Here is a 20,537-nt window from a genome sequence, read left to right as displayed (position 1 = left end):
GACTGCCCACTTCACTTCATTTGAATATACGTTTTTGCCCATGCAAAAACACCTCCGAATTAGTACTTTGTTTAAGTGTACCATTCCGAAGGTGTTTTATAGTGTCTCGTTAATTTAGGTTAGTCTATCTATTAATATGCGCGGGGGTAGTCTTTTTTCTTACTGCCTGCTCTGATAATGCGGTGGAGAAAGAGGACAGAGATTGGCTATCGCAGGATTGGAGTGAAATTGAAGGCGCGGCCGCCGGAACGGAAGTAAGGCTCTTTATGTGGGGCGGTGATGAAGGAATCAATACATACTTTGACGAGTGGGCCATTCCGGAAGCAGAAAAAAAACTGGATTTAACCATTGAGCGGGTCCCAATTGATACAGAAGACAGTCTGCAGCGTCTTTTAACAGAAAAGCAGGCGGGAAAACAGGATGGAACGATGGATATTCTCTGGGTGAATGCAGAAAACTTTAGAAATGCAAAAGAAAATGAGCTTCTGTACGGTTCCTTTGCAGAAAAACTTCCCAATTATAATAAATATATTGACAGAAGTGCTCCTGAAAACACTTATGATTTCGGGACAGAGACAGAAGGATTGGAAGCCCCGTGGGGAAAAGTGCAATTCACTTATATATATGATAAGGCGAAAATAGAGGAGCCTCCGGAAACGCTTGCTCAATTAATAGAGTGGACAAAAGAAAATCCAGGGAAGTTTACGTATCCTGAACCAAATGACTTTACTGGAAACGCTTTTCTTCGCCATTTGATCTACGAGCATGCCTCCGTAGAGGATATATTAGAACGGGGTTTTGATGAGCAATGGGCAGAAGGTAGGACGGAGGCGATGTGGGACAATTTAGAGGAATGGGAAAGCAGCTTATGGAGAGAAGGGGAAACATATCCAGCATCGCTTGCTGAATTGGACCGGCTGTTCAGCAGAGGAGAGGTCTGGATGAGTATGGGCTATAATGAAGCAAGAGCAGAAAGCTTGATCCGTGACGGCACTTTTCCGGAGTCGACCGGCACCTTTGTACTTGATGATGGCTCGATCGGTAATACTCATTTTCTATCCATTCCTTACAATACAACAAATGCACCTGGGGCACTCGCCGTAATCAACTTTTTATTATCACCGGAGGCACAGGCACAAAAACTAAAGCCGGAGATGTGGGGAGAGAGCTCCGTCCTTGATTTTGACAAGCTCGACAAAGAGGAACAAGAAGCGATACTTAACATAAACCGGGGCAGAACTGTACTTGATCAGGAACGATTAAATGAAGTGTACCTTCCGGAAATGGATGCTGCATATGTACGTTGGATAGAGGAGAAATGGGAGGATGAAGTATTACAATAAGAACCTTTTTATTATGCTCGCCCCTGCTCTGCTGATACTTTTTGGGCTTGTGGCGTACGCGCTCATACAGGCTGTGCTACAGAGCCTCAAGCCGCCCGACGGAATTGGCTGGACAGTGGAGGCATATAAAGACATATTCAAAAATAAGCAGTTTTGGCGATCGTCAGGCTTTAGTGCATACATCGCCGGGGTTTCAGTATTGATTTCTGTGCCGCTCGGATTATTATTTACAAAACTTTTGTACGGGCAGCTTCTGAATAATAACAGCAGGGTAATGGCGTGGATTCCCATGATATTTCCGCATTTTGTGGCTGCTTATCTTGTACTGCTTATATTTTCACAAAGCGGTATGATTTCAAGTGTGGCTGCTTTCTTCGGATGGGTTAAGGATCCGTCCGGTTTCCCGATATTGACGAATGACCGGCACGGGATTGGTATTCTAATCAGCTACATTTGGAAAGAGATACCTTTTGTTATCTTAATGCTGCTGCCTGTTTATTTTGAAATGGATGACAAGTTAAAGGATGTTTCGGCTGCACTTGGTGGAAGCCGCCTGCATCAATTCAAGGATGTAGAATGGCCGCAGCTCAAGCCTACAGTAGTGGAGACGTCTATTATAATATTTGCTTTCGTGCTTGGGGCCTTTGAAGTGCCTTATTTAATAGGGGCGTCCTCCCCACAGATGGGGGCTGTAACGGCGTATGAATGGTTTTTCAGCGGCAATTGGGAAGAACGCCCGCAGGCAATGGCGGTAATGGTATTGTATACAACTGGAATTCTTGCCCTTGCCGCTCTATGTCTTCTAAAAATAAGAAAGTGGAGAAGAAGATTATGGCTGGGAGGGGAGTCTTAATGTTTAACTATCGTTTTCCTTTTATATACTCTTTATTACTCCTGTTATTTGCCGGTCCATTATTTCTTCTCATCCTGCAAAGCTTCTCTATTGAATGGAATTGGGGAAGCATTTACCCTCAAAAATTTGGTGTGAGCGGGTGGAAGACAGCATTGAGCGATCCCGCTCTTCAACACTCCTTTCTGCTTACTTTCTTATTAACACTCATTGTGGTTGTATTAAATTTACTGATCGCCCTTCCTGCTGCCAAAGCATTAGCTTCCTGCGAATTTAAAGGGAAAACGATAATTGATACGTTATTTTTTCTCCCTATTCTCATCCCTGTCACTGCGATATCGATGGGGCTGCATTTGTCGATGATCCGAATGGGGCTTGCTGATACGTGGTATGGGGTGACACTGGTGCACTTAATCCCGACGCTCCCGTATACTATCCGCGTTCTCCGGTCTGGGTTTGAACGGATTGGAGTAAGAACAGAAGAACAGGGACGAACTTTGGGGGGAGGAGCGCTTCAGAATTTCTGGTACCTCCAGTGGCCGAGGCTTCTGCCCAGTTTACGAGCCGCTATCTTTCTGACAGTGGTCATTTCTGTCAGTCAGTATGTCTTGACCGTCATTATTGGTGGAGGGGCTGTTCCTGCACTGGCGCTTATTTATTTTCCATATACAAGTAGTGCCAATGCCTCGGCAGTCAGTGCTTTTTCTCTTTTATTTGCGCTGCTTCCTGCTTTGCTCATGCTGACATTGGAGATTCTGCTGCGGGGCAGTAAGCCCAAAATGAATCGTGCGTAACGAGGATGGAAAGGTAGATGAGATGAGCTTTTTAGAAGTGAAAGATATGACAATATCGTTTGGAGATAACGTCATTCTAGAAAATATAACTTTCTCTGCAGAAAGAGGGGAAATTCTCAGTTTAGCAGGACGTTCAGGAACAGGGAAAAGCACGCTCCTTCGCAGTATTGCAGGCTTTACCCCGATTTCTGCAGGCAGTCTCAGGATTGATGGGAAATCGATGCAGGTGGTTAAGGCTGAAAAACGGCCGGTGGTTATGATTTTCCAACGCCCTCTTTTGTTTCCTCATTTAACAGTGCTTCAGAATGTAACCTATGGGCTGCGTGTCCGACGAATTCCTAAAAAACAGCGTGAACTTGAGGGAAAGGCAATTCTTGAAAAAGTGGATCTCCTGTCTTATGCCGATAAATACCCAGGACAGTGCTCCGGAGGTCAGCAGCAGAGGGTGGCTCTGGCAAGAGCGTTAATACTTAGACCACAGCTGCTGCTGCTTGACGAGCCTTTTGTGAGTCTGGACGAAGAGCTCCGCCGTTCGATGCAGGAATGGGTACGCGAGCTATTAAAAAATGAAGGGACCACAGCCATTTTTGTCACTCATGATAAAAATGAAGCGATGGTGATGGGGGACAGCCTCGCTATTCTTGGAGAAAAGAAGATTATTCAAAAAGGGTTACTGTCCGAACTGTATCAAAAACCAGTACATCATTTAACTGCTTCATTTTTAGGGGATGGTATTTTTCTAAAAAACCATTCCTATATGCCGGCTTCAGCATTTCGATTACAAATGCTTCGGAGTACTGAGGACATGTCCTTAAAGGAACATGAATACAAAGCAGTGATACGCAGGCAGACCTCAGCTCATGGTCTTACTTTCTTCCATTACTACCTTCCTTCTGTTGATCAAATGCTAATCCTTCCTGGAGAAGGAAATTTGAGGACAGGGGATGAGGTCCTGCTTTCCGCTGATACTAAACAAATGATAGTATTTGATACAAGCAATACAAGAGAGGAGCGGAGCTTATGAAGAAGGTAAGGTGGAAGGGCCCGGCTCTTCTTCTTGTAATTCTATGCGCTTTGCTTTGGCTCAACACAGTAGTATTGAATTATAATGCAAATGATATCCAACAGGGGGTAGAATCAGCTGGCTGGTTTGCCCCTATTTTCTTTATTATTTTATATACCATCCGTCCATTCACTTTATTTCCTGCCTCAATCATGTCGCTGGGAGGGGGGCTTGCCTTCGGTGCCTTTCCAGGGGTTGTTTATATTATTGCGGGAGCTGCTGCAGGAGCGTGCTTGTCCTTTCTTACAGCTAGAAAACTTGGTAAGAACCTTTCATCTGCTGTTTGGAAGGGAAAAGCCAGAGGTTTACAGGAACAACTGGAAGGAAACGGGTTTCTATATACGCTATTGCTGCGACTGATACCTGTTTTGAATTTTGATCTTGTCAGCTACGTATGTGGAATTTCAAAAGTGCGATTTCGTGCATTTATGGCAGCTACCCTCATTGGCATTATTCCAGGCTCTGCAGCCTACAGCCTGCTTGGGGCAGGCCTCATAGATGGCGACGCAACTCAGCTTATGACTGCCGCTGCAGTATTTGCAGCAATTGCGATTCTTGCATACCTCCTCCGTAAGCTGAAAGCCGGGAAAGAGGTTATAGAACAGACAAAAGTGGAAAAGGAAGATGATTAATGCTTGATACCCATGCGAGAAAATACGTTCAGCCACTGATAGGAAAAACGGCAGATGGCTTACTGCGAATTGGACTCACAGCCAATCAGGTAACGGGCATTTCATTTATTATCGGTGCAGCATGCGGACCGCTCATATTTTATGATCTGCCAGCTGCAGCTGTCGTATTACTCTGGCTGTCAGGCTTTCTAGATGCAGTGGATGGGTCAATGGCTAGAAAAACGAAAACTTCTGCTTTTGGTACAGTTATGGATGTTACCTTTGACCGAATCGTAGAGATAAGTGTTATTTTAGGGCTTGCATTTCGTTTCCCGGATACTATGTGGGCTCTGCTGCTGTTGAGTGTGTCGATTATATTTTCAATAACCGTCTTTTTAACAGTTGGAAATGTATCAGATAAAAGCGATATGAAATCCTTTTACTATCAAGCTGGGCTGGCAGAAAGGACAGAAGGATTTATCCTCTTTTCGTTCATGATAATGTTTCCTGCTATGCTGTTGTTTTTCACCCTGCTTTTTTTTGCTGTAGAAACATTTACAGGCATACAGCGCATGTTCGAAGCCAAGAAAATTCTGAAGGGGACATAGTCGAATGAAAGAATACGATATTATCGTTATAGGAGGCGGATCAGGTGGCTTGACCGCTGCTTCAGGTGCAGCTCAATTTGGCGCCTCCACTGCATTAATTGAAAAAAAACCAACTCTCGGCGGAGACTGTCTCCATTATGGATGTGTCCCATCGAAAGCACTAATTACAATTGGTAAAGAGCTGCATAATACCAGAACTACCGCAGAGGCGTTTGGGTTAAAGATCGCAGGAGAAGTTCAATTTCATAAAGCAGCCCAAAGAGTGAAGCAAGCAATTGCAGAGGTACAGAAACACGATGATGTGCAGCGATTTAAAAAACTGGGAATTGATGTTTATTTAAAAAAAGCGGTGTTCGTTGATAAACAGATTATCGAGCTTTCTGACGGTACGAGACTGAAAGGAAAACGGTTCGTGATCGCGACTGGCTCGAGGCCTTCCATTCCGCCGATTGAAGGATTAAATCAGATAAAGTATTTTACCAATGAGTCCGTGTTTGATTTGGAGAAGCTGCCGAAAAGAATTGTCTGTGCCGGTGCTGGACCGGTGGGAGTCGAGCTTGCTCAGGCGCTGAGCCGCCTGGGAGCAGAAATAACGTTGATAAATTCCACGGCTTGTCTTTTTCCAGGAGAAGATAAAGACATTGCCGGCATCGTCCAGCGCCGGCTAGAAAAGGAAATGACTATTTTTCACGAGACCAGGGTAATAGGTGTAGAAACCAATCTGACAACAGAAAAAAAATTCATTAAAACAACAGGCAAACACACTCTATCCTTAGAATCAGATGCTGTCCTTATTGCTGCGGGACGATCACCTAATACAAAGGAGCTGCAGCTTGAACTCGCAGGAGTTGAGATGAACGAAGATGGAAGCCTGAAGGTGAAAGCAACGCTTCAGACCTCACAGCCGCATATTTTCGCAGCAGGAGATGTGACCGGCTCTTATCCCTTTACCCACGCAGCAGGGCAGGAGGGGCAGCTTGTTATATCAAACGCAGTTTTCGGTCTTAAAAGAAAAATTTCCTATGCCAGTCTCCCCTGGGCATTCTATACGGATCCTGAATTGTTTCATCTTGGTTTAACGGAGCAGGAAGCAAGGGAAAAGTATGGGAAAGACTTCCGGGTATATAAGGTAAATGCGGATGACAACGACCGTTTTACAGCGGAAAGAGACCAGGAAGCGTTGGCGAAATTTATTACATTAAAAAACGGCCGTATTATTGGAGCCCATGCAGCTGGAAAGAATGCAGTGGATTGGATGCATGAAGTGGTTACAGCGAAAGCGTGGAAAAAGCCACTCCGATCTTTTTCGAACGTGGTTTATCCTTATCCTTCCCATGGAGAAATGATCAAACATGCATCGGATCAGTATTGGAGGGAGACGCTTTTTAAAAGTCCACTGGCAGCTTTGCTGCGCCATTATGTGAAATGGTTCCGGTAATGCTATTAAATTGGAGGTATGTACAATGAGCCAGGAAGTGATTTTTGTTGGAGCAGGTCATACGAACCTGACAGTATTGAAAAATTGGAAAAAACGACTGCCTAAAAATGTATCTTGGACACTGTTTGCTCCATCCCGCTATCATTATTATTCAGGTATGTTCTCCGGATATATTGAAGGACGTTATACCCTGCAGGATATTAGAATTGATGTGAAGGAATTCTGTAAGAAAAATGGGGGCAGGTTTATCCAGGAAAAAGTAACTTCGATTGATCATCAGCGTAATCTTATCCTTACCCAATCAGGAAAATCGTATAAAGCTGATGTTGCGGCAGTAAATATTGGCTCCGCGCCTGCCAATGATTTTATTCCAGGGGTAAAAGAGCATGCTCTGTTTATAAAGCCTAATCTTCATTTCACCAGCACGGCAGAAAAATTGAGAGAAACGGAATATCCTGTGATTGTCGGAGGCGGCCACAGTGGAGTAGAAATTGCATTTGCCCTGCAGGAATGGAGGCAGAAGCACCACAAGAAAACACCGGTTGCACTTGTCTGTGCCGGATCAGTGCTCGCAGAAGATAAGCCGGAAGTACAAGAAAAAATCAGGGCTCTCCTTGATGAAAGAGGAATTCTCCTTTATGAACATAAATCGGTACAACGTGTTGACGAAAGTATTGTATATGCTGAAGAACTGAAGCTTCCATACGGAGAGCTTCTATGGGTGACCGGTTCATCAGCTCCGCCGCTGTTTCAATTCGGTAACCTTCCAACGGACAGGAATGGATATATGGAAGTAACAGACACTCTTCACTCATTGGGAAATCCTTCGATCTACGGCAGTGGTGACTGCGTGACTATTAACGGATTGGAAGAACTGCCGAAGAATGGTGTTTATGCAGTTAAAGAAGCGGAGGTTCTTGAGGAGAATTTAATACGCACGTTAAAAGGCAAATCCAAATTAAAATCCTTTAAACCGCAGAAACGTTATATGGCAATTTTAAATGTCGGTGGAAAACAAGGCCTGCTTTTACGAGGGAATAAGTATTCTCTTAATAAATGGGCATGGCGTCTGAAAAATAAGATTGATAAAAGATTTATAAGGCAATTTCCCTGAGTATGTAGAAGAATAGCACTTTCTTTCTTTAGGTCACATATGGTAAAGAAGGGGGTGCAGGAAGAATGTACAACAATAGAAATAATCAGCAAAAACTGCCCCCCTATACTATTGATGACTTATTTAAAGGCGGAAACTTAGATATTATCGCAGCCGTACTGCTGTTGACCGGCAAGCTGAAGGTAGACTCTGTAGAGGTATACAGAAGCGACCCCGCTGTCAATGTTAGACTCGTCGGAGAGTTTCTAAGCAGGTCTTCGAAAGCAGATAAAATGTCAAAGTTTTTAAAAGAAAACGGCGATATGACAGTAGATGATATTTTAGAAGCAATCCGTAACCGTATGTGAAGAAGAGGTGCACGTGATGAAAGAGAATAATAATGGCTTCTTTTATGACAACAATATTGGTGCCGGTTTTGTGTGGGCTATTCTGATTGCTCTGCTTTTGTTTGGCAGCACGCGTATCAGTGATCTGACAACAGGACCTGAGGAAGGATAAAAAGCAGCACGCTCCATTAAGAGTGTGCTGCTTTTTATCCGGGTCTCTGCAATAACCTCGTCCCGTGGGCAGGCTAAGGACATGCGTTCCGTTATTTAATTAAAATGTGCTCATTTTTTAAGGTTGGCGGACATGGGGGACGCTGTTTACCTAAATACCAGTGAATTTTGTATTCTTTTCGGCTGATAAAGATCTCGGCAAGTTTAAAAAAAAGTGCTGATTGAAGCAAATAGAGGAACCAGTGTCCGGAAGAGCCGGCTAAAAATGGGCCGGCTTTCGACATTTGGACCTGGTGTAAGCTCCAGCCGAGTTTTTCTTTAAGAAGACCTTCTTCACTTCATATAGGAGTTTTCGTAAAAAGAGAGGTCAGGATACTTATCTTTTGTCATGTTCATTTGAAATTCGTTATCAAACAAAGCTACAATGCGGTTATCTCGATCTAAGGCCAGGTTCTTTTGCCGTTTTTTAAAGAGCTCCAGCTCCTCACTTTTTCCGTCGACCCAGCGGGCGATCGAAAATGGCAGTCGTTCGAGCCGGATTTCTGCTTTGTATTCGTGAAGGAGCCGATGTTCAAGAACCTCAAACTGAAGGACGCCGACGACACCTACAATCTGCTGCTCGGGATACCGGTTATAGGTGTGGAATAATTGAATCGCGCCTTCCTCCGTCAGCTGGTTCATACCTTTTTCAAATGATTTATGCTTCATAGCATCCTTTACCGAAATAGCCGCAAAATGTTCTGGAGAAAAGTGCGGCATTTCCGCAAATTGAAAATTGTCGTTTTCAGCGAGCGTATCACCAATCCGGAAGGTGCCAGGATCAAACAAACCAATAATGTCCCCGGCATACGCTTCTTCCACAATGCTTCTGTCCTGTGCTAAAAATTGAGTAGGCTGGGCGAGCTTGATGGTTTTTTCCATTCTTGCATGGTTTACACTCATTCCGCGTGTATACTTGCCTGAAGTGATTCGTAAAAAGGCAATTCTATCTCGGTGCTTCGGATTCATATTAGCCTGAATTTTAAATACAAAACCCGAAAACCGTTTATCCTCCGGTTCAATAAAACCTTTATCACTCTTGCGTCCTACAGGAGCCGGGGCCAAATTAAGAAAATGTTCAAGGAAATTTTGAACGCCGAAATTCGAAATAGCACTTCCGAAGAACACAGGAGTAAGCTGCCCGGATTTAATTTTTTCCTCATCATATTGATCCCCAGCTACATCGAGCAGTTCCATCTCTTCCCGAAATTGTTCGAGTAAAGCAGGATCAATTAATTCGTCGAGGATCGGATCGTCGGTGCCGCTCACTCGTTTTACCTCTACGTGTGAAGGATTGTCACCATTGTACAGCTCAATCTGTTTTGTATGCCGGTCATAGATTCCGTAGAAATCCTGCCCCATTCCAATCGGCCAGTTCATAGGGTATGATCGGATCCCGAGAAGGTTTTCCATTTCTTCCATTAACTCGAATGGATCACGGCCCTGTCTATCGAGTTTATTAATAAAGGTAAAAATTGGGATGCCGCGCATGCTGCACACTTTAAACAGTTTTTTTGTCTGAGCTTCGACGCCTTTTGCAGCATCGATAAGCATTGTAGCAGAATCAGCTGCTGTTAAGGTCCGGTACGTATCTTCGCTGAAGTCTTCGTGACCGGGAGTATCCAATATATTAATTTGATGGTCTTTATAATGAAATTCCATCACTGAACTTGTAACAGAAATACCGCGCTGTTTTTCAATTTCCATCCAGTCACTGGTGGCGTGTTTCGTGTTCTTTTTACCCTTTACTGTACCGGCTTCACGTATCGCTCCTCCAAAATATAATAATTTTTCTGTTAAGGTTGTTTTTCCGGCATCGGGGTGAGAAATTATTGCAAAGGTTTTACGGGAACCTATTTCTTTCCTAAACTGACTCATCATTATTTCCTTTCTATACAAACATTTTCAACCATTTCATCATATCTGAAATGAGCAGCATACACAATAATAGTATGAAAAACCCATATCCTCTCAATAATTCCCCTGTATATCACAAATAAAACGCTTAATAGCTCTAATATATGGTTGAAAGCTGGCAGGAAGGGTAACAAGAAAAAAAGAGGGGGGAGAACAATGCCGATTTTTCGATTGCTTCTGATCGTATCATCTAAAACACTAAGTAAATTGTTTACAATGGCTACTGCTTCTTTTTTTGGGAGAATACCGTCAAAGGACGATTCTAAAATAACGTTAGTCGGATTTTTGTCTGTATACTGGGTTTTTATGCTTTTTGCGGTGGCAATACCCGAATTCGCAGCAGAAATTATCCCATTCGTACCTGAAAATGAAGCGATCATCTTGGCTGTGGCATTTGCACTAATACTTATCATTCCACTAATATGCGGAGGGATTACACTTTATATCGAAAATCAAGAAAATGCATGGTACCGTCAGTTGATAATGGGTTATGTATACACTGCGATAGTCGGTCCATTGGTAATTATGCTCGTAGTAATCGTACCCTCCTTAAAGATTCCGCAGATTCTCCAACTAAAATCGTTTGAACATATCGCCATTATGGTGAAAAAAGGTGAATATGACCAGGCACTGGAGAAGCTGACTTCAACTCTTGAGAATCGTCACATTCATTTACAGAAAAAAAACGTCCCTATTTATCTTCGTATTCCGTTTCAGTGGCTGATCTGGGTTCAGGAGAATATTTTTAATAGAGATATGCCAAAGAAAATGACGATTCTGCAGGGAAAAGTGGATGGGAAAGAGTTAGAAATTGTTATGCATGCTACCGATATTTCTATTATTGGGGAAAAGGAAACAGTGAAATTTGCTACTGCAATACTATTTGAATATATGGATATTACCTATTTATATTATTCCTGGGATGATACTTCACAACAGCTTGAGGATGAGATCAACAATGGTTTTCAAAGGCTAGAAACAGGGCAGCAGATATCTGAAGGGGAAATAAATGATCTGTTGGAAAAGCTCCAGCATCTTGAGGTTTCTTCGGAAGAATGGAATGCGATCCGCAGGCAGCTGTTTAAACTCGAAGTGGAAATGTATAAGTCACTGCAAAGCATTAGAGAATTGAAGGTTACTGAGCAGATGTAGAACGATAATGGTAAAGGGTAGTTAAATATAGAGAAGATCACCATATCCCGCTGCTGGCGGGATATTATCTATTTATCTATCAATGTAGTGTCGTTTATTTTACAGTTTGATGATAAAAGAAGTGACTATAGGTAGGTTGACACAGTTATTAAGTGAGCATTAGTGCCTAATTAACACTCCTATATAACTATTCTCTTGTGGTTACTTAGAAATTAAATGAAATATTCAGTACATTAGTGTGAAAGAAATAAATATCAAAAGGTGGATAGTATTCCCAACACCCCCTTACGCTTAAGCAAATCTATGCCATAATAGGCGTCGGAGGTGTTATCATGAAAAAATTATTTTTAACATTAGTATTTTTGCTCGCCTTCCCAACTACTGTATTAGGGCAGAGCGCAGAGCAGGATACGTACAAGGTTCAGGCTGGAGATACTCTCTCTGAGATCTCTGAAATATGTGGAACGTCTTTGACTGGACTTCTTGATGAAAACCCTGAGCTCAAAGAATTATTTGCTCTTTTGCCAGGTGAACATATAGAGATCCCTGAAGAAGATGCAGATGCGGCTGAAGGGGAAGAAGCACCAGCAGAAGAAGAAGCTGCCGAGCCAGCTGAAGGCCAGGCTGAACCGGAAGCACCAGCAGAAGAAGAGACTGCCGAGCCGGCTGCGGAAGAGGAAACTGCAGAACCAGCAGCTGAAGAAGAACAGGCAGAAGCACAGCCGGAAGAGCAGGAGGAAGCTGATGAAGCTTCTGAAAGTCAATTTGAACAAGAAGTAATTGAATTGACAAACCAGGAAAGAGAAAAGGAAGGACTCGCTCCACTTGAATCATACAGTGAGCTTTCTGATGTAGCCCGCACTAAATCCGAAGATATGAGAGACGCAGGTTATTTCGATCACAACAGCCCGAACTACGGCAGCCCATTCGATATGATGCAGCAGTTTGGTATTGAATATCAAGGCGCCGGAGAAAACATTGCAGCTGGCCAGAGCTCCCCTGAAGAAGTGGTAGATGGCTGGATGAACTCTCCTGGCCATAAAGAAAACATTATGAAAAGTGATTTCACTCATATTGGCGTAGGACACGCTGAAGGTGGAAGCTACGGTCATTATTGGACACAAATGTTTGTATCAAAATAAGGTAAACCAGCTCCCGTTCAACAGAACGGGAGCTTTTCTCAGGCATTTTATTTGATTTCAAGGTTTGCTTCGTGAGAATATGTTCAAGGAATAACCGTAAACAGGAGAGTGAACTTTAGATGACAGCAATAGAATTAATGAAAGAAAGACATTCCATCCGCAAGTATGATAAGCAGCATGCGATGCCGGAGGAAGATCTCAACGAACTGATTGAAGCTGCTACAGCAGCTCCTTCCTCCTGGAACCTGCAACATTGGAAATTTCTCGTGATAAATTCCGATGAAAAGAAGCAGGAGCTGCTACCAATTGCATATAATCAGCAGCAGGTAGTAGACAGCTCGGTAACTGTAGCTATTTTAGGAGACAAAGAAGCAAATCAGAATGCTGATACAGTGTTTGAGAAATCCTTAGAAAATGGCGCCATGACGGAAGAGATAAAAAATCAAATTGTCGCAAATATTCACGGAGCCTATGAAGGAGAAGAATTTGCTCATAATGAAGCGCTGATTAATGCCTCGCTTGCAGCTATGCAGCTTATGCTTGCCGCGAAGGAAAAGGGATATGATACTGTACCAATGGGGGGATTCGACCGCGAGAAATTAAAGAAATCTTTTAACATTCCGGACCGATATCTTCCCGTCATGCTGATCTCGATCGGCAAAGGAAATGCAGAATCGCGCCCCTCCTTTAGATTTCCGGCTGAAGATGTCATCATAAAGGATTCATTTTAACCAATCTTTAGTATGCTAAAGAATACCCCGGCCCCATTTGTGATGATATGGTACCGGGGGTTATTTATTATGTGAACGATATTTTAGCAGCCGAAACGGAACGGTTTCCCGACGTTGCAAGGCTTATCCACGGAACGGACAGCTAATCCCGCTCTGTGACCACATATCGACCGAGGCGTGGCGATTTCCCGCACTAACGGAAAGTTTCCACTTTGGCAGAGAACCACCCGTCCCTGCCTGAATAATGCTCCATTATAATAAAAGAAACCCGCTCCGTCAGCAAGAACTGACAGGGGCGGGTTCATTTAAATAATACTCGTACAGCAGAAAAAAGCTGCTATGAAATAGGCAGAACATAGAGAAAAACGGCGAAAAAATGAAGGGTGGAGCCTCCTAGAACGAAAGTGTGCCAGACAGCATGATGATAAGGGAATGCCCGCCACATGTAAAAAATTGTCCCTAGCGTATACAACAGACCACCGCCAACGAGCAGGTAAATACCATCTGTCGGTAAAGCAGCAGCGAGTGGATTCCATGCAGCTACTATGATCCAGCCCATCAAAACATAAAAGACAGTCGATAAGAACAGAAATTTTTTCACAAAGAAAACTTTAAAAGCAATTCCTGCAGCGGCAATGCCCCAGACAATCCCGAAAAGTGTCCAGCTTAACGAGCCTTCAAGAACGTGAAAAAGAAACGGCGTGTACGTACCGGCAATGAACAAATAAATCGATGCGTGATCAAAAATTTCAAATAAATCCTTCACTTTTCCTGGTTTAAAAACGTGCAGGAGTGTGGAAGATACGTAGAGCATCAGCATCGTAGCGCCATATATAGAGACACTGACGACATGAAGAGGAGTTGCGTTCAGGCTGGCAAAGACAATCAATACTGCAAGCGCAGCGACGCTTAATACTATTCCAATCGCATGAGTAATGGCGTTAGCAAGCTCTTCTTTTTTTGAAAATGTATGGACACCAGCCATCACCATCATCCTCTCTTTAAAATATTGCATCTATTATAGCACAGGATGAAAAGAGATTAATCCATCCACTTTTCACTCCAAGTTTGAATAGCGGTAATCACAGGAGTGAGCTCTTTTCCCTTTTCTGTAAGTATATATTCTATCCGTACCGGCTTTTCTGGATAAACGTTGCGCTGGATTACGCAGTAATCCTCGAGCTCTTTCATTCTCTCAGTCAATACACGATCACTAATCTCCGGGATTTGCGTTTTTATGTCTTTAAACCGTTTTGGTCCGCCGAGAAGAACTCGTATAATCAGACCTGTCCATTTTTTCCCAAGCATTTCAGCTGCAGCTTCGTACTTAGGACACATGGAATTATAATCCATTTCCTTCACCTCTTTACCTATTCTATCCTAACATGATATGTGAGGCAGCTGAATCAAACGCTGAATTTTAAATTAAAAAAGCGTCCCAGAGCAGGCTCTGGGACGCTTTAAATCTCTATTTAGCAAATACGTGCTTACCAATTGTCGTGGTAGTTTCCTGTGTTCCGATCCAGTGATTGCTTGCGGTTTCAGGATTATAAAAGAATAAAGAGCCATTTCCCTGGCCGGAAAACGCAAGTGCTTCCTTAACAGCCTGTTGTGATTCAGCTGTGGCAGACTGGTTGATTGCGCCATCCTGTACAGGACTGAATGAATAATTGCCTGTTGGAGATACCTCATAAATGACGTCACTAATTGTGTCAGGGAACTCGTCACTGTCTACTCTATTAAGCACCACCGTCGCTACAGCCACTTTTCCTTCGAAAGGCTCGCCTTGTGCCTCTGCTTCTACAAGCCGTCCAAGCAGCTCTTCTTCCTCAGCACTGATACCCGCTGGCACTGTTAAAGTTTCGCCCTGGTTAATTGCTCCATCTGTAATATTGTTTACTTCCTGAAGTTCAAGGACAGAAACTCCGTACTCCACACCTACTGACCAAAGTGAATCATTTTCTGCCGCTACATGAGTCTGGGAAGCTTCAGCTGTGGCTGAGCCCATCAACAGCACTGCACCTACGGCAGCAATCCATTTTTTCATCAATAAAACCCTCCTGTAAATTTTGATACTTTTTACACAGGGATAAGAGTAACAAGGAAAAATGGAGAATTCAGCAGGTAAATAAAACCAAAGGACTATATTAATATACATAATGCTTTTATATCAGTATTTTCATAGTTTTGTTAAATGCGCTTTACAAATATTAATAGCAGGTAATATTCCCTAAAATATAGGTATAAAGATATTTATGGGTAATACTTATCATAATCTTCCTGCTAGTGAATTAATTTCGCATTTAGAATTATTTATTTGGGGTATACACGAAACATAAAGAGACTTTGAAAGTGAAAATTGTAAAGAAAGGGGGGGATAGAATGAAAAATTATTCAGATCAAATAGCGGTAGAAGGAAAATCACAATATAAGAAAACTCGTGAAAAAATTAAAGAATGGCTGAAGATATTAACTGAAGAGGATCAGTTTACTTTTGAAGTAGCTGTAAATGAAGCTATTAATAATGCAATCAGCCATGGCACAGGCCCAGGAGGAATTCTGGCTGAGGTTTATCTGCGTGTAGATGAAGAAAAGATCGTTATTACGGTAGCAGATTTTGGGCCGACTTTTTCAAAGGATGGTAATAATAAGTATGATGAAAGCCCTGGAGTAATACTGAAGGAGACGGCTGAAGCGCTGACAGAGTCAGGGCGTGGTATTGCAATTATGAAAAAATGGAGCGATAAATTATTATTAGACGAAAACGGAAAGAAAATAACCCTCGTGAAATATTATCAGACAGATTCGATAGAAACGACTACCTGAAGAGAATGACGCAAAAAAACTGTCTGACTTTCATGGTCAGACAGTTGCTGTTTAATCTACGCTTTCATAATCATCTGGATTCCCAGCTTGAATAGGCTCAGTGGCATCATTATTACCGAAGAGAGTTTCTTCTTCTTCTCCATTAATTAATACTTTTGTTTGATCATAGCCGAATTGCTGCATAATCAGTGCAATTTGTTCCGTAAAGGCAATCTCCATGCTTGAACCAGCATTCGCATCAAGTAACGATTCTGAAAATGAAACCTCCGCAGTACCGTCATGCCCTTCTACGGATTGAACCTCCACATTCGTTCCTTCAAACAAAGATGTTAATTCATCACTTTCCGGACCGGCAATCCACGCTTCCAGTGCTGCAAGGGGAATTTCATCTTCTGAAGCAGCAGTAACTTCCTGATCCACTTTTAACGTTTCCAATAATTGTTCATCAGAGAAAAAGAGAGTGACAGTTTCAGTAATTTTCTCTTCATCCTCCGCGCTCGAAGAGGTATCTTCTTCTTCAGAGGCAGTCTCTTCGAGATCTGCTGATTCTTCTTCTGAATCAGTCTCCTCTTCTGAATCAGACTTCTCTTCTGAATCAGATTCTTCTTCAGCATCTGTATCATCAGTTTCTTCTTCTTCGTTTTCAGCTTCCTCTTCATCTTCAGGAGTTTCTTCTTGCTCTTTCACTTCATCAGTTCCTTCAGTTTCCTGCATTTCTTCCGCGTCGTTTTCTTCCGGAGAGCCGTTTTCTTCGCTCGTACCACAGGCAGTAAGTAAACTAAATCCAAGTATTGCGGCTATTGCTGCGTATGAATATTTTCTCATAAACGTCTCCTTTCTCCTTCCATAGTTCTACATAAACTGTCGATATGTATAAAAAACAGTTACAAAAATTGTAGAAAATGCAGGAAAAGTTGTCAAAGGTCTTTCATACCTCTTTTAACAAATGGGCAATATTTATCATGAATAAAATAGAGAAATGTATTCTCTATATATCATGGGGCTGTATCATAAATGATACTCGCCCCCTTTTGTATGGTAAAAAAAGCAGTGGACAAGTCCTTCGCTTTCCGTGGGCAGCGCTTCAGCTAACCGGGCGAAACCCGCGCCCGGTGGATCTTCAGCCGCTGCTCTTCCCACTGGAGTCTTCGGACTTGTCCCCTGCTCTCTTCTATTTAGGATACTACTTTTTCTATAAAAAGGGGCTTTTGCTACAGCCCCAAATCATTCCTATTCCTGACGTTTTTCCATGAAAGACAGACAGCCTGCTGCCTGTTACCTTAATAGTACAGAACCTTCGTAAGCCTGCATTTTACACATATCTGATAATATTCATTTCCTTCAAAAGTGTGGTTACACTCGTTTTGTAAACGATGAAGCGCCACTTCTAATAGATCCAGATGCTTTTTTGTCCGGGCTATTTCTTCCTGAATTTCAGCCGCTGCTCGATTCATAGGTTCTCTCCCTTCACATCATTGGTAAAGGCGGCTGCCGGATTTTTTAAAGGCTTCCGCTTTTTCCTTCATCCCAGTTTCCACTGCTTCTGTTGTATTCATGTCATGCTCCCGAGCGTAATTACGAATATCCTGGGAAATTCGCATGCTGCAAAATTTCGGGCCGCACATCGAACAAAAGTGGGCAGTCTTAGCTCCTTCTGCCGGAAGGGTTTCATCATGAAATTCAAGTGCTCTTTCCGGGTCAATAGAGAGGTTGAATTGATCTCTCCATCTGAATTCAAACCGGGCTTTAGATAATGCATCATCCCTTTTCTGGGCATTTGGATGGCCCTTCGCTAAATCTGCGGCATGGGCAGCAATTTTATATGTGATAACACCTTCGCGGACATCCTCTTTATTAGGCAGGCCGAGATGTTCTTTTGGTGTGACATAGCAAAGCATTGCTGTACCGTACCACCCGATCTGAGCAGCGCCGATCCCTGAAGTGATGTGGTCATATCCCGGTGCTATATCAGTAGTAAGCGGACCGAGAGTGTAGAAAGGAGCTTCTTCGCAGACCTCCAGCTGTTTATCCATATTTTCTTTTATCAAGTGCATCGGCACGTGGCCTGGCCCTTCTACCATAACCTGAACATCATGCTTCCAGGCTCTTTTTGTTAATTCTCCTAGCGTCTCTAATTCTGCAAATTGAGCTTCGTCATTCGCGTCTGCGATAGATCCTGGGCGGAGGCCGTCTCCAAGAGAAAACGCGATATCATATGTTTTCATTATTTCGCAGATTTCATCGAAATGCGTATATAAGAAGCTTTCCTGGTGGTGGTATAAGCACCACTGCGCCATAATGGAACCTCCCCTGGAGACTATTCCTGTCAGTCGGCCCGCGGTAAGCGGTACATAGCGCAAAAGCACCCCGGCATGAATAGTAAAGTAGTCTACACCCTGTTCAGCCTGTTCTATTAGAGTATCCCTATAGATTTCCCATGTTAATTCCTCAGCGGTACCATTAACCTTTTCCAGTGCCTGGTAAATAGGAACAGTGCCGACTGGCACAGGGGAGTTGCGGATAATCCATTCTCTTGTGGTGTGTATATTTTTACCGGTGGAAAGATCCATAATATTATCTGCTCCCCAGCGGATGGCCCAGGTCATTTTTTCAACTTCTTCTTCGATGGAGGATGTGACAGCAGAGTTGCCAATATTTGCATTGATCTTTACATGAAAATTTCGTCCGATAATCATCGGTTCTATTTCGGGATGATTAATATTGGAAGGAATTATCGCTCTTCCTTCTGCTACTTCCTTAAGGACGAATTCCGGTGACATGTCTTCTCTTATAGCTATAAATTCCATCTCCGGTGTAATAATGCCTTGTTTCGCATAGTGCAGCTGAGTTACATTTTTACCACTTACTGCCCGGCGGGGAGTTCTTTTTAATCCAGGAAATACAGGTGGCCGGCTGTGGGAGTTCAATCCATTATCTTCAGGACGTATTAATCTTCCCTCATATTCTTCTGAATCCCGGCGTTCATTTATCCACTCGGCACGAATCGATTTCAGCCCTTTTTCGAAGCTGATAAGCTCTTCTTCATCTGTATATGGACCGCTTGTATCGTACAGGTGGATCGGAGGGTTTTTTTCCTCGCCAAAGGTTCCGGCCGTGTCGCTTAATTCAATTTTTCGCATTGGCACGCGCAGGTCAGGACGGGATCCGCTGACATACACTTTTTTACTCCCTGGAAGATTAGATAAATGGTGCACGTTCTCGTGGGAAATGGATGAATTGGACATAAAAAAATCTCTCCTTTTAAAAATAGTAAAGGACGAGATCTTGGCGCATAGACGAAAGGGCACAGCAGGCAATAAAAAATAAAATAAGCCGGCCCATTCATTTTGGACCGGCTGTCATTTAGAAGCTGCTAAAGAACCTTGCTTTCACGATTCTAACTTCCCTACGCTGGTATGAACCAGATCAGGTCCGAAGGGTCAGAAAAATTCATGGCATTTTCTTCTCAGCCCGGCTCATCGGACTCCCCTAGTTGATTCATTATTCAATTACACCAAGTATAGGAGATATTATAAAAAATGAAAACCCCAAAACTGAATAAATTTCACCTCTGAATGAATTTCATAAGTCAATTTCACAACGAAAAATGCGGGTATTAAAATCTACTTTCTCTTTATCATTCGACTTTCGCTTCAGGCGAACGCTTTCCGTGGGCTTGGCCTCAGCCTCCTCAGCAGCAAAAAGCTGCCTGCGGGGTCTTCACCTCAAGCTAGTCCCACGACGCCCAGGACGTGCTAGTGTCGATGTTGGCCACAGGACGTGGCCGGTATTAATCGACCAGGAGTCGTCGCCTTACGCTACAATCGAATGTTCGTGTTTTATATTCTGAATTGCTCTTATGAAATTGATTCCTCTGATAAAAAATTCTGAAAAATGTGTTGACGGAATGAAATTATCTGTTATATAATACATTTAAATTAATATTCTGTAGTAACACAGAAAGGGGAGCATACAAAATGAAAAGAAGAGAGCGTCAGAACATGATTACATTTTTAACGAAGGTCAGGGGTATGGAAGATCAACAGTTTACTATGATGACGGATGAAGATGTAGAGCATTTATATGATCAAACGTATTTTCAGCACGAAACAACGGAATAACACACCTTTAAAAGCTCGGGTATCCGGTTAGAAACCGGTACCGGGCTTTTTTTTCGAATTGCTGCCATGATTATGCTGAAGACTTTTGGCTTCTGCTCCATGACAGCAGATTTTCGATCCTCTCATAGATCTGCTGTTCGTCAACCTCTTTTTAGTAAAACCCATACTTTTTTGAATTTGTTCTCATATTTTCTTCCTTTCGACCTCAAAAGAAATGATATAATTGTAGACGTACTTATTATGGTGGAGGCTCGTATGAATAATTTTTCTAATAAAAAGCTGTTTGCTTTT

22 protein-coding genes and 1 riboswitch are annotated in these 20,537 nt (G+C 42.8%); of the genes, 15 read left to right on the top strand and 7 right to left on the bottom strand.

Annotation, left to right across the window (positions count from 1 at the left end; genetic code table 11):
• Window positions 1-182: 182 nt before the first annotated feature.
• The 10 genes from ACE4RR_RS19135 to ACE4RR_RS19090 all read left to right on the top strand — a co-directional run bounded on the left by ACE4RR_RS19135 (window position 183) and on the right by ACE4RR_RS19090 (window position 8,319).
• Window positions 183-1,343: an ABC transporter substrate-binding protein gene (locus ACE4RR_RS19135; RefSeq protein ID WP_375537048.1), complete on the top strand. Its 1,161-nt coding sequence runs from the start codon at window positions 183-185 to the stop codon at window positions 1,341-1,343.
• Complete coding sequence (locus tag ACE4RR_RS19130) at window positions 1,327-2,196, top strand: carbohydrate ABC transporter permease (RefSeq protein ID WP_375537047.1); 870 nt, start codon at window positions 1,327-1,329, stop codon at window positions 2,194-2,196. Before ACE4RR_RS19135 ends, ACE4RR_RS19130 begins: the two co-directional genes overlap by 17 nt.
• Window positions 2,196-2,987: an ABC transporter permease gene (locus tag ACE4RR_RS19125; protein ID WP_375537046.1), complete on the top strand. Its 792-nt coding sequence runs from the start codon at window positions 2,196-2,198 to the stop codon at window positions 2,985-2,987. Before ACE4RR_RS19130 ends, ACE4RR_RS19125 begins: the two co-directional genes overlap by 1 nt.
• Window positions 2,988-3,009: 22 nt before the next feature.
• Entirely contained in the window at window positions 3,010-4,011 is a 1,002-nt protein-coding gene (locus ACE4RR_RS19120; protein WP_375537045.1) for an ABC transporter ATP-binding protein, read from the top strand.
• A complete protein-coding gene (locus tag ACE4RR_RS19115) occupies window positions 4,008-4,682 on the top strand; it encodes a TVP38/TMEM64 family protein (RefSeq protein ID WP_375537044.1) in 675 nt (224 codons plus the stop codon). The genes ACE4RR_RS19120 and ACE4RR_RS19115 overlap by 4 nt, the downstream gene beginning before the upstream one ends.
• Window positions 4,682-5,269 (top strand): CDP-alcohol phosphatidyltransferase family protein, encoded by a 588-nt coding sequence (locus ACE4RR_RS19110; protein ID WP_375537043.1) that lies wholly within the window; start codon window positions 4,682-4,684, stop codon window positions 5,267-5,269. The genes ACE4RR_RS19115 and ACE4RR_RS19110 overlap by 1 nt, the downstream gene beginning before the upstream one ends.
• Before the next feature lie 4 nt (window positions 5,270-5,273).
• Entirely contained in the window at window positions 5,274-6,707 is a 1,434-nt protein-coding gene (locus ACE4RR_RS19105; RefSeq protein WP_375537042.1) for a dihydrolipoyl dehydrogenase family protein, read from the top strand.
• A gap of 25 nt (window positions 6,708-6,732) precedes the next feature.
• Window positions 6,733-7,821, top strand: a complete 1,089-nt coding sequence (locus tag ACE4RR_RS19100) for an NAD(P)/FAD-dependent oxidoreductase (protein WP_375537041.1) — start codon at window positions 6,733-6,735, stop codon at window positions 7,819-7,821.
• Window positions 7,822-7,886: 65 nt separating this feature from the next.
• Complete coding sequence (locus ACE4RR_RS19095; protein ID WP_375537040.1) at window positions 7,887-8,168, top strand: hypothetical protein; 282 nt, start codon at window positions 7,887-7,889, stop codon at window positions 8,166-8,168.
• Window positions 8,169-8,184: 16 nt separating this feature from the next.
• The gene (locus tag ACE4RR_RS19090; RefSeq protein WP_375537039.1) at window positions 8,185-8,319 is read left to right on the top strand and encodes a hypothetical protein; all 135 of its coding nucleotides are present in this window, start codon (window positions 8,185-8,187) and stop codon (window positions 8,317-8,319) included.
• Between the two features lie 332 nt (window positions 8,320-8,651).
• Here the strand turns inward: ACE4RR_RS19090 and ACE4RR_RS19085 are convergent, their stop codons facing one another.
• Window positions 8,652-10,235 carry a peptide chain release factor 3 gene (locus ACE4RR_RS19085; RefSeq protein ID WP_375537038.1) on the bottom strand — a complete coding sequence of 528 codons (1,584 nt, stop codon included), beginning with the start codon at window positions 10,233-10,235 and terminating at the stop codon, window positions 8,652-8,654.
• A gap of 195 nt (window positions 10,236-10,430) precedes the next feature.
• Between ACE4RR_RS19085 and ACE4RR_RS19080 the strand changes: the two genes are divergently transcribed.
• From ACE4RR_RS19080 to ACE4RR_RS19070, 3 genes are all read left to right on the top strand, one after another.
• A complete protein-coding gene (locus ACE4RR_RS19080; RefSeq protein ID WP_375537037.1) occupies window positions 10,431-11,426 on the top strand; it encodes a hypothetical protein in 996 nt (331 codons plus the stop codon).
• 332 nt (window positions 11,427-11,758) lie between these two features.
• On the top strand, window positions 11,759-12,568 hold the full coding sequence (locus tag ACE4RR_RS19075) for a CAP domain-containing protein (protein WP_375537036.1): 810 nt from the start codon (window positions 11,759-11,761) through the stop codon (window positions 12,566-12,568).
• Between the two features lie 119 nt (window positions 12,569-12,687).
• Window positions 12,688-13,299, top strand: a complete 612-nt coding sequence (locus tag ACE4RR_RS19070) for a nitroreductase family protein (protein WP_375537035.1) — start codon at window positions 12,688-12,690, stop codon at window positions 13,297-13,299.
• A gap of 337 nt (window positions 13,300-13,636) precedes the next feature.
• Here ACE4RR_RS19070 and trhA read toward each other — a convergent pair whose 3' ends face one another.
• The 3 genes from trhA to ACE4RR_RS19055 form a co-directional block, all read right to left on the bottom strand.
• A complete protein-coding gene (trhA, locus tag ACE4RR_RS19065) occupies window positions 13,637-14,284 on the bottom strand; it encodes a PAQR family membrane homeostasis protein TrhA (RefSeq protein ID WP_375537034.1) in 648 nt (215 codons plus the stop codon).
• 56 nt (window positions 14,285-14,340) lie between these two features.
• Entirely contained in the window at window positions 14,341-14,652 is a 312-nt protein-coding gene (locus tag ACE4RR_RS19060; RefSeq protein WP_375537033.1) for a winged helix-turn-helix transcriptional regulator, read from the bottom strand.
• 115 nt (window positions 14,653-14,767) lie between these two features.
• On the bottom strand, window positions 14,768-15,346 hold the full coding sequence (locus ACE4RR_RS19055) for a cell wall hydrolase (RefSeq protein WP_375537032.1): 579 nt from the start codon (window positions 15,344-15,346) through the stop codon (window positions 14,768-14,770).
• 335 nt (window positions 15,347-15,681) lie between these two features.
• Between ACE4RR_RS19055 and ACE4RR_RS19050 the strand changes: the two genes are divergently transcribed.
• Window positions 15,682-16,125, top strand: a complete 444-nt coding sequence (locus ACE4RR_RS19050) for an ATP-binding protein (protein ID WP_375537031.1) — start codon at window positions 15,682-15,684, stop codon at window positions 16,123-16,125.
• A 51-nt stretch (window positions 16,126-16,176) separates the two neighbouring features.
• Here the strand turns inward: ACE4RR_RS19050 and ACE4RR_RS19045 are convergent, their stop codons facing one another.
• The 3 genes from ACE4RR_RS19045 to thiC form a co-directional block, all read right to left on the bottom strand.
• Window positions 16,177-16,950, bottom strand: a complete 774-nt coding sequence (locus ACE4RR_RS19045) for a GerMN domain-containing protein (protein WP_375537030.1) — start codon at window positions 16,948-16,950, stop codon at window positions 16,177-16,179.
• Window positions 16,951-17,405: 455 nt separating this feature from the next.
• The gene (locus tag ACE4RR_RS19040) at window positions 17,406-17,579 is read right to left on the bottom strand and encodes a serine protease (protein ID WP_375537029.1); all 174 of its coding nucleotides are present in this window, start codon (window positions 17,577-17,579) and stop codon (window positions 17,406-17,408) included.
• Window positions 17,580-17,597: 18 nt separating this feature from the next.
• Window positions 17,598-19,370: a phosphomethylpyrimidine synthase ThiC gene (thiC, locus tag ACE4RR_RS19035; RefSeq protein ID WP_375537028.1), complete on the bottom strand. Its 1,773-nt coding sequence runs from the start codon at window positions 19,368-19,370 to the stop codon at window positions 17,598-17,600.
• A gap of 141 nt (window positions 19,371-19,511) precedes the next feature.
• A riboswitch (TPP riboswitch) is annotated at window positions 19,512-19,626 on the bottom strand.
• 476 nt (window positions 19,627-20,102) lie between these two features.
• Between thiC and ACE4RR_RS19030 the strand changes: the two genes are divergently transcribed.
• Window positions 20,103-20,246, top strand: coding sequence for a BH0509 family protein (locus ACE4RR_RS19030; protein WP_375537027.1), 144 nt, complete (start codon window positions 20,103-20,105; stop codon window positions 20,244-20,246).
• Window positions 20,247-20,537 lie beyond the last annotated feature (291 nt).

The organism is Alteribacillus sp. HJP-4 (genome assembly GCF_042139015.1).
In the GTDB taxonomy this organism is placed as follows: Bacteria; Bacillota; Bacilli; order Bacillales; family Marinococcaceae; genus JBHIKY01.
Note: the sequence above shows the minus strand (reverse complement) of the source record. Positions and strands in the feature narration are given on the sequence as shown.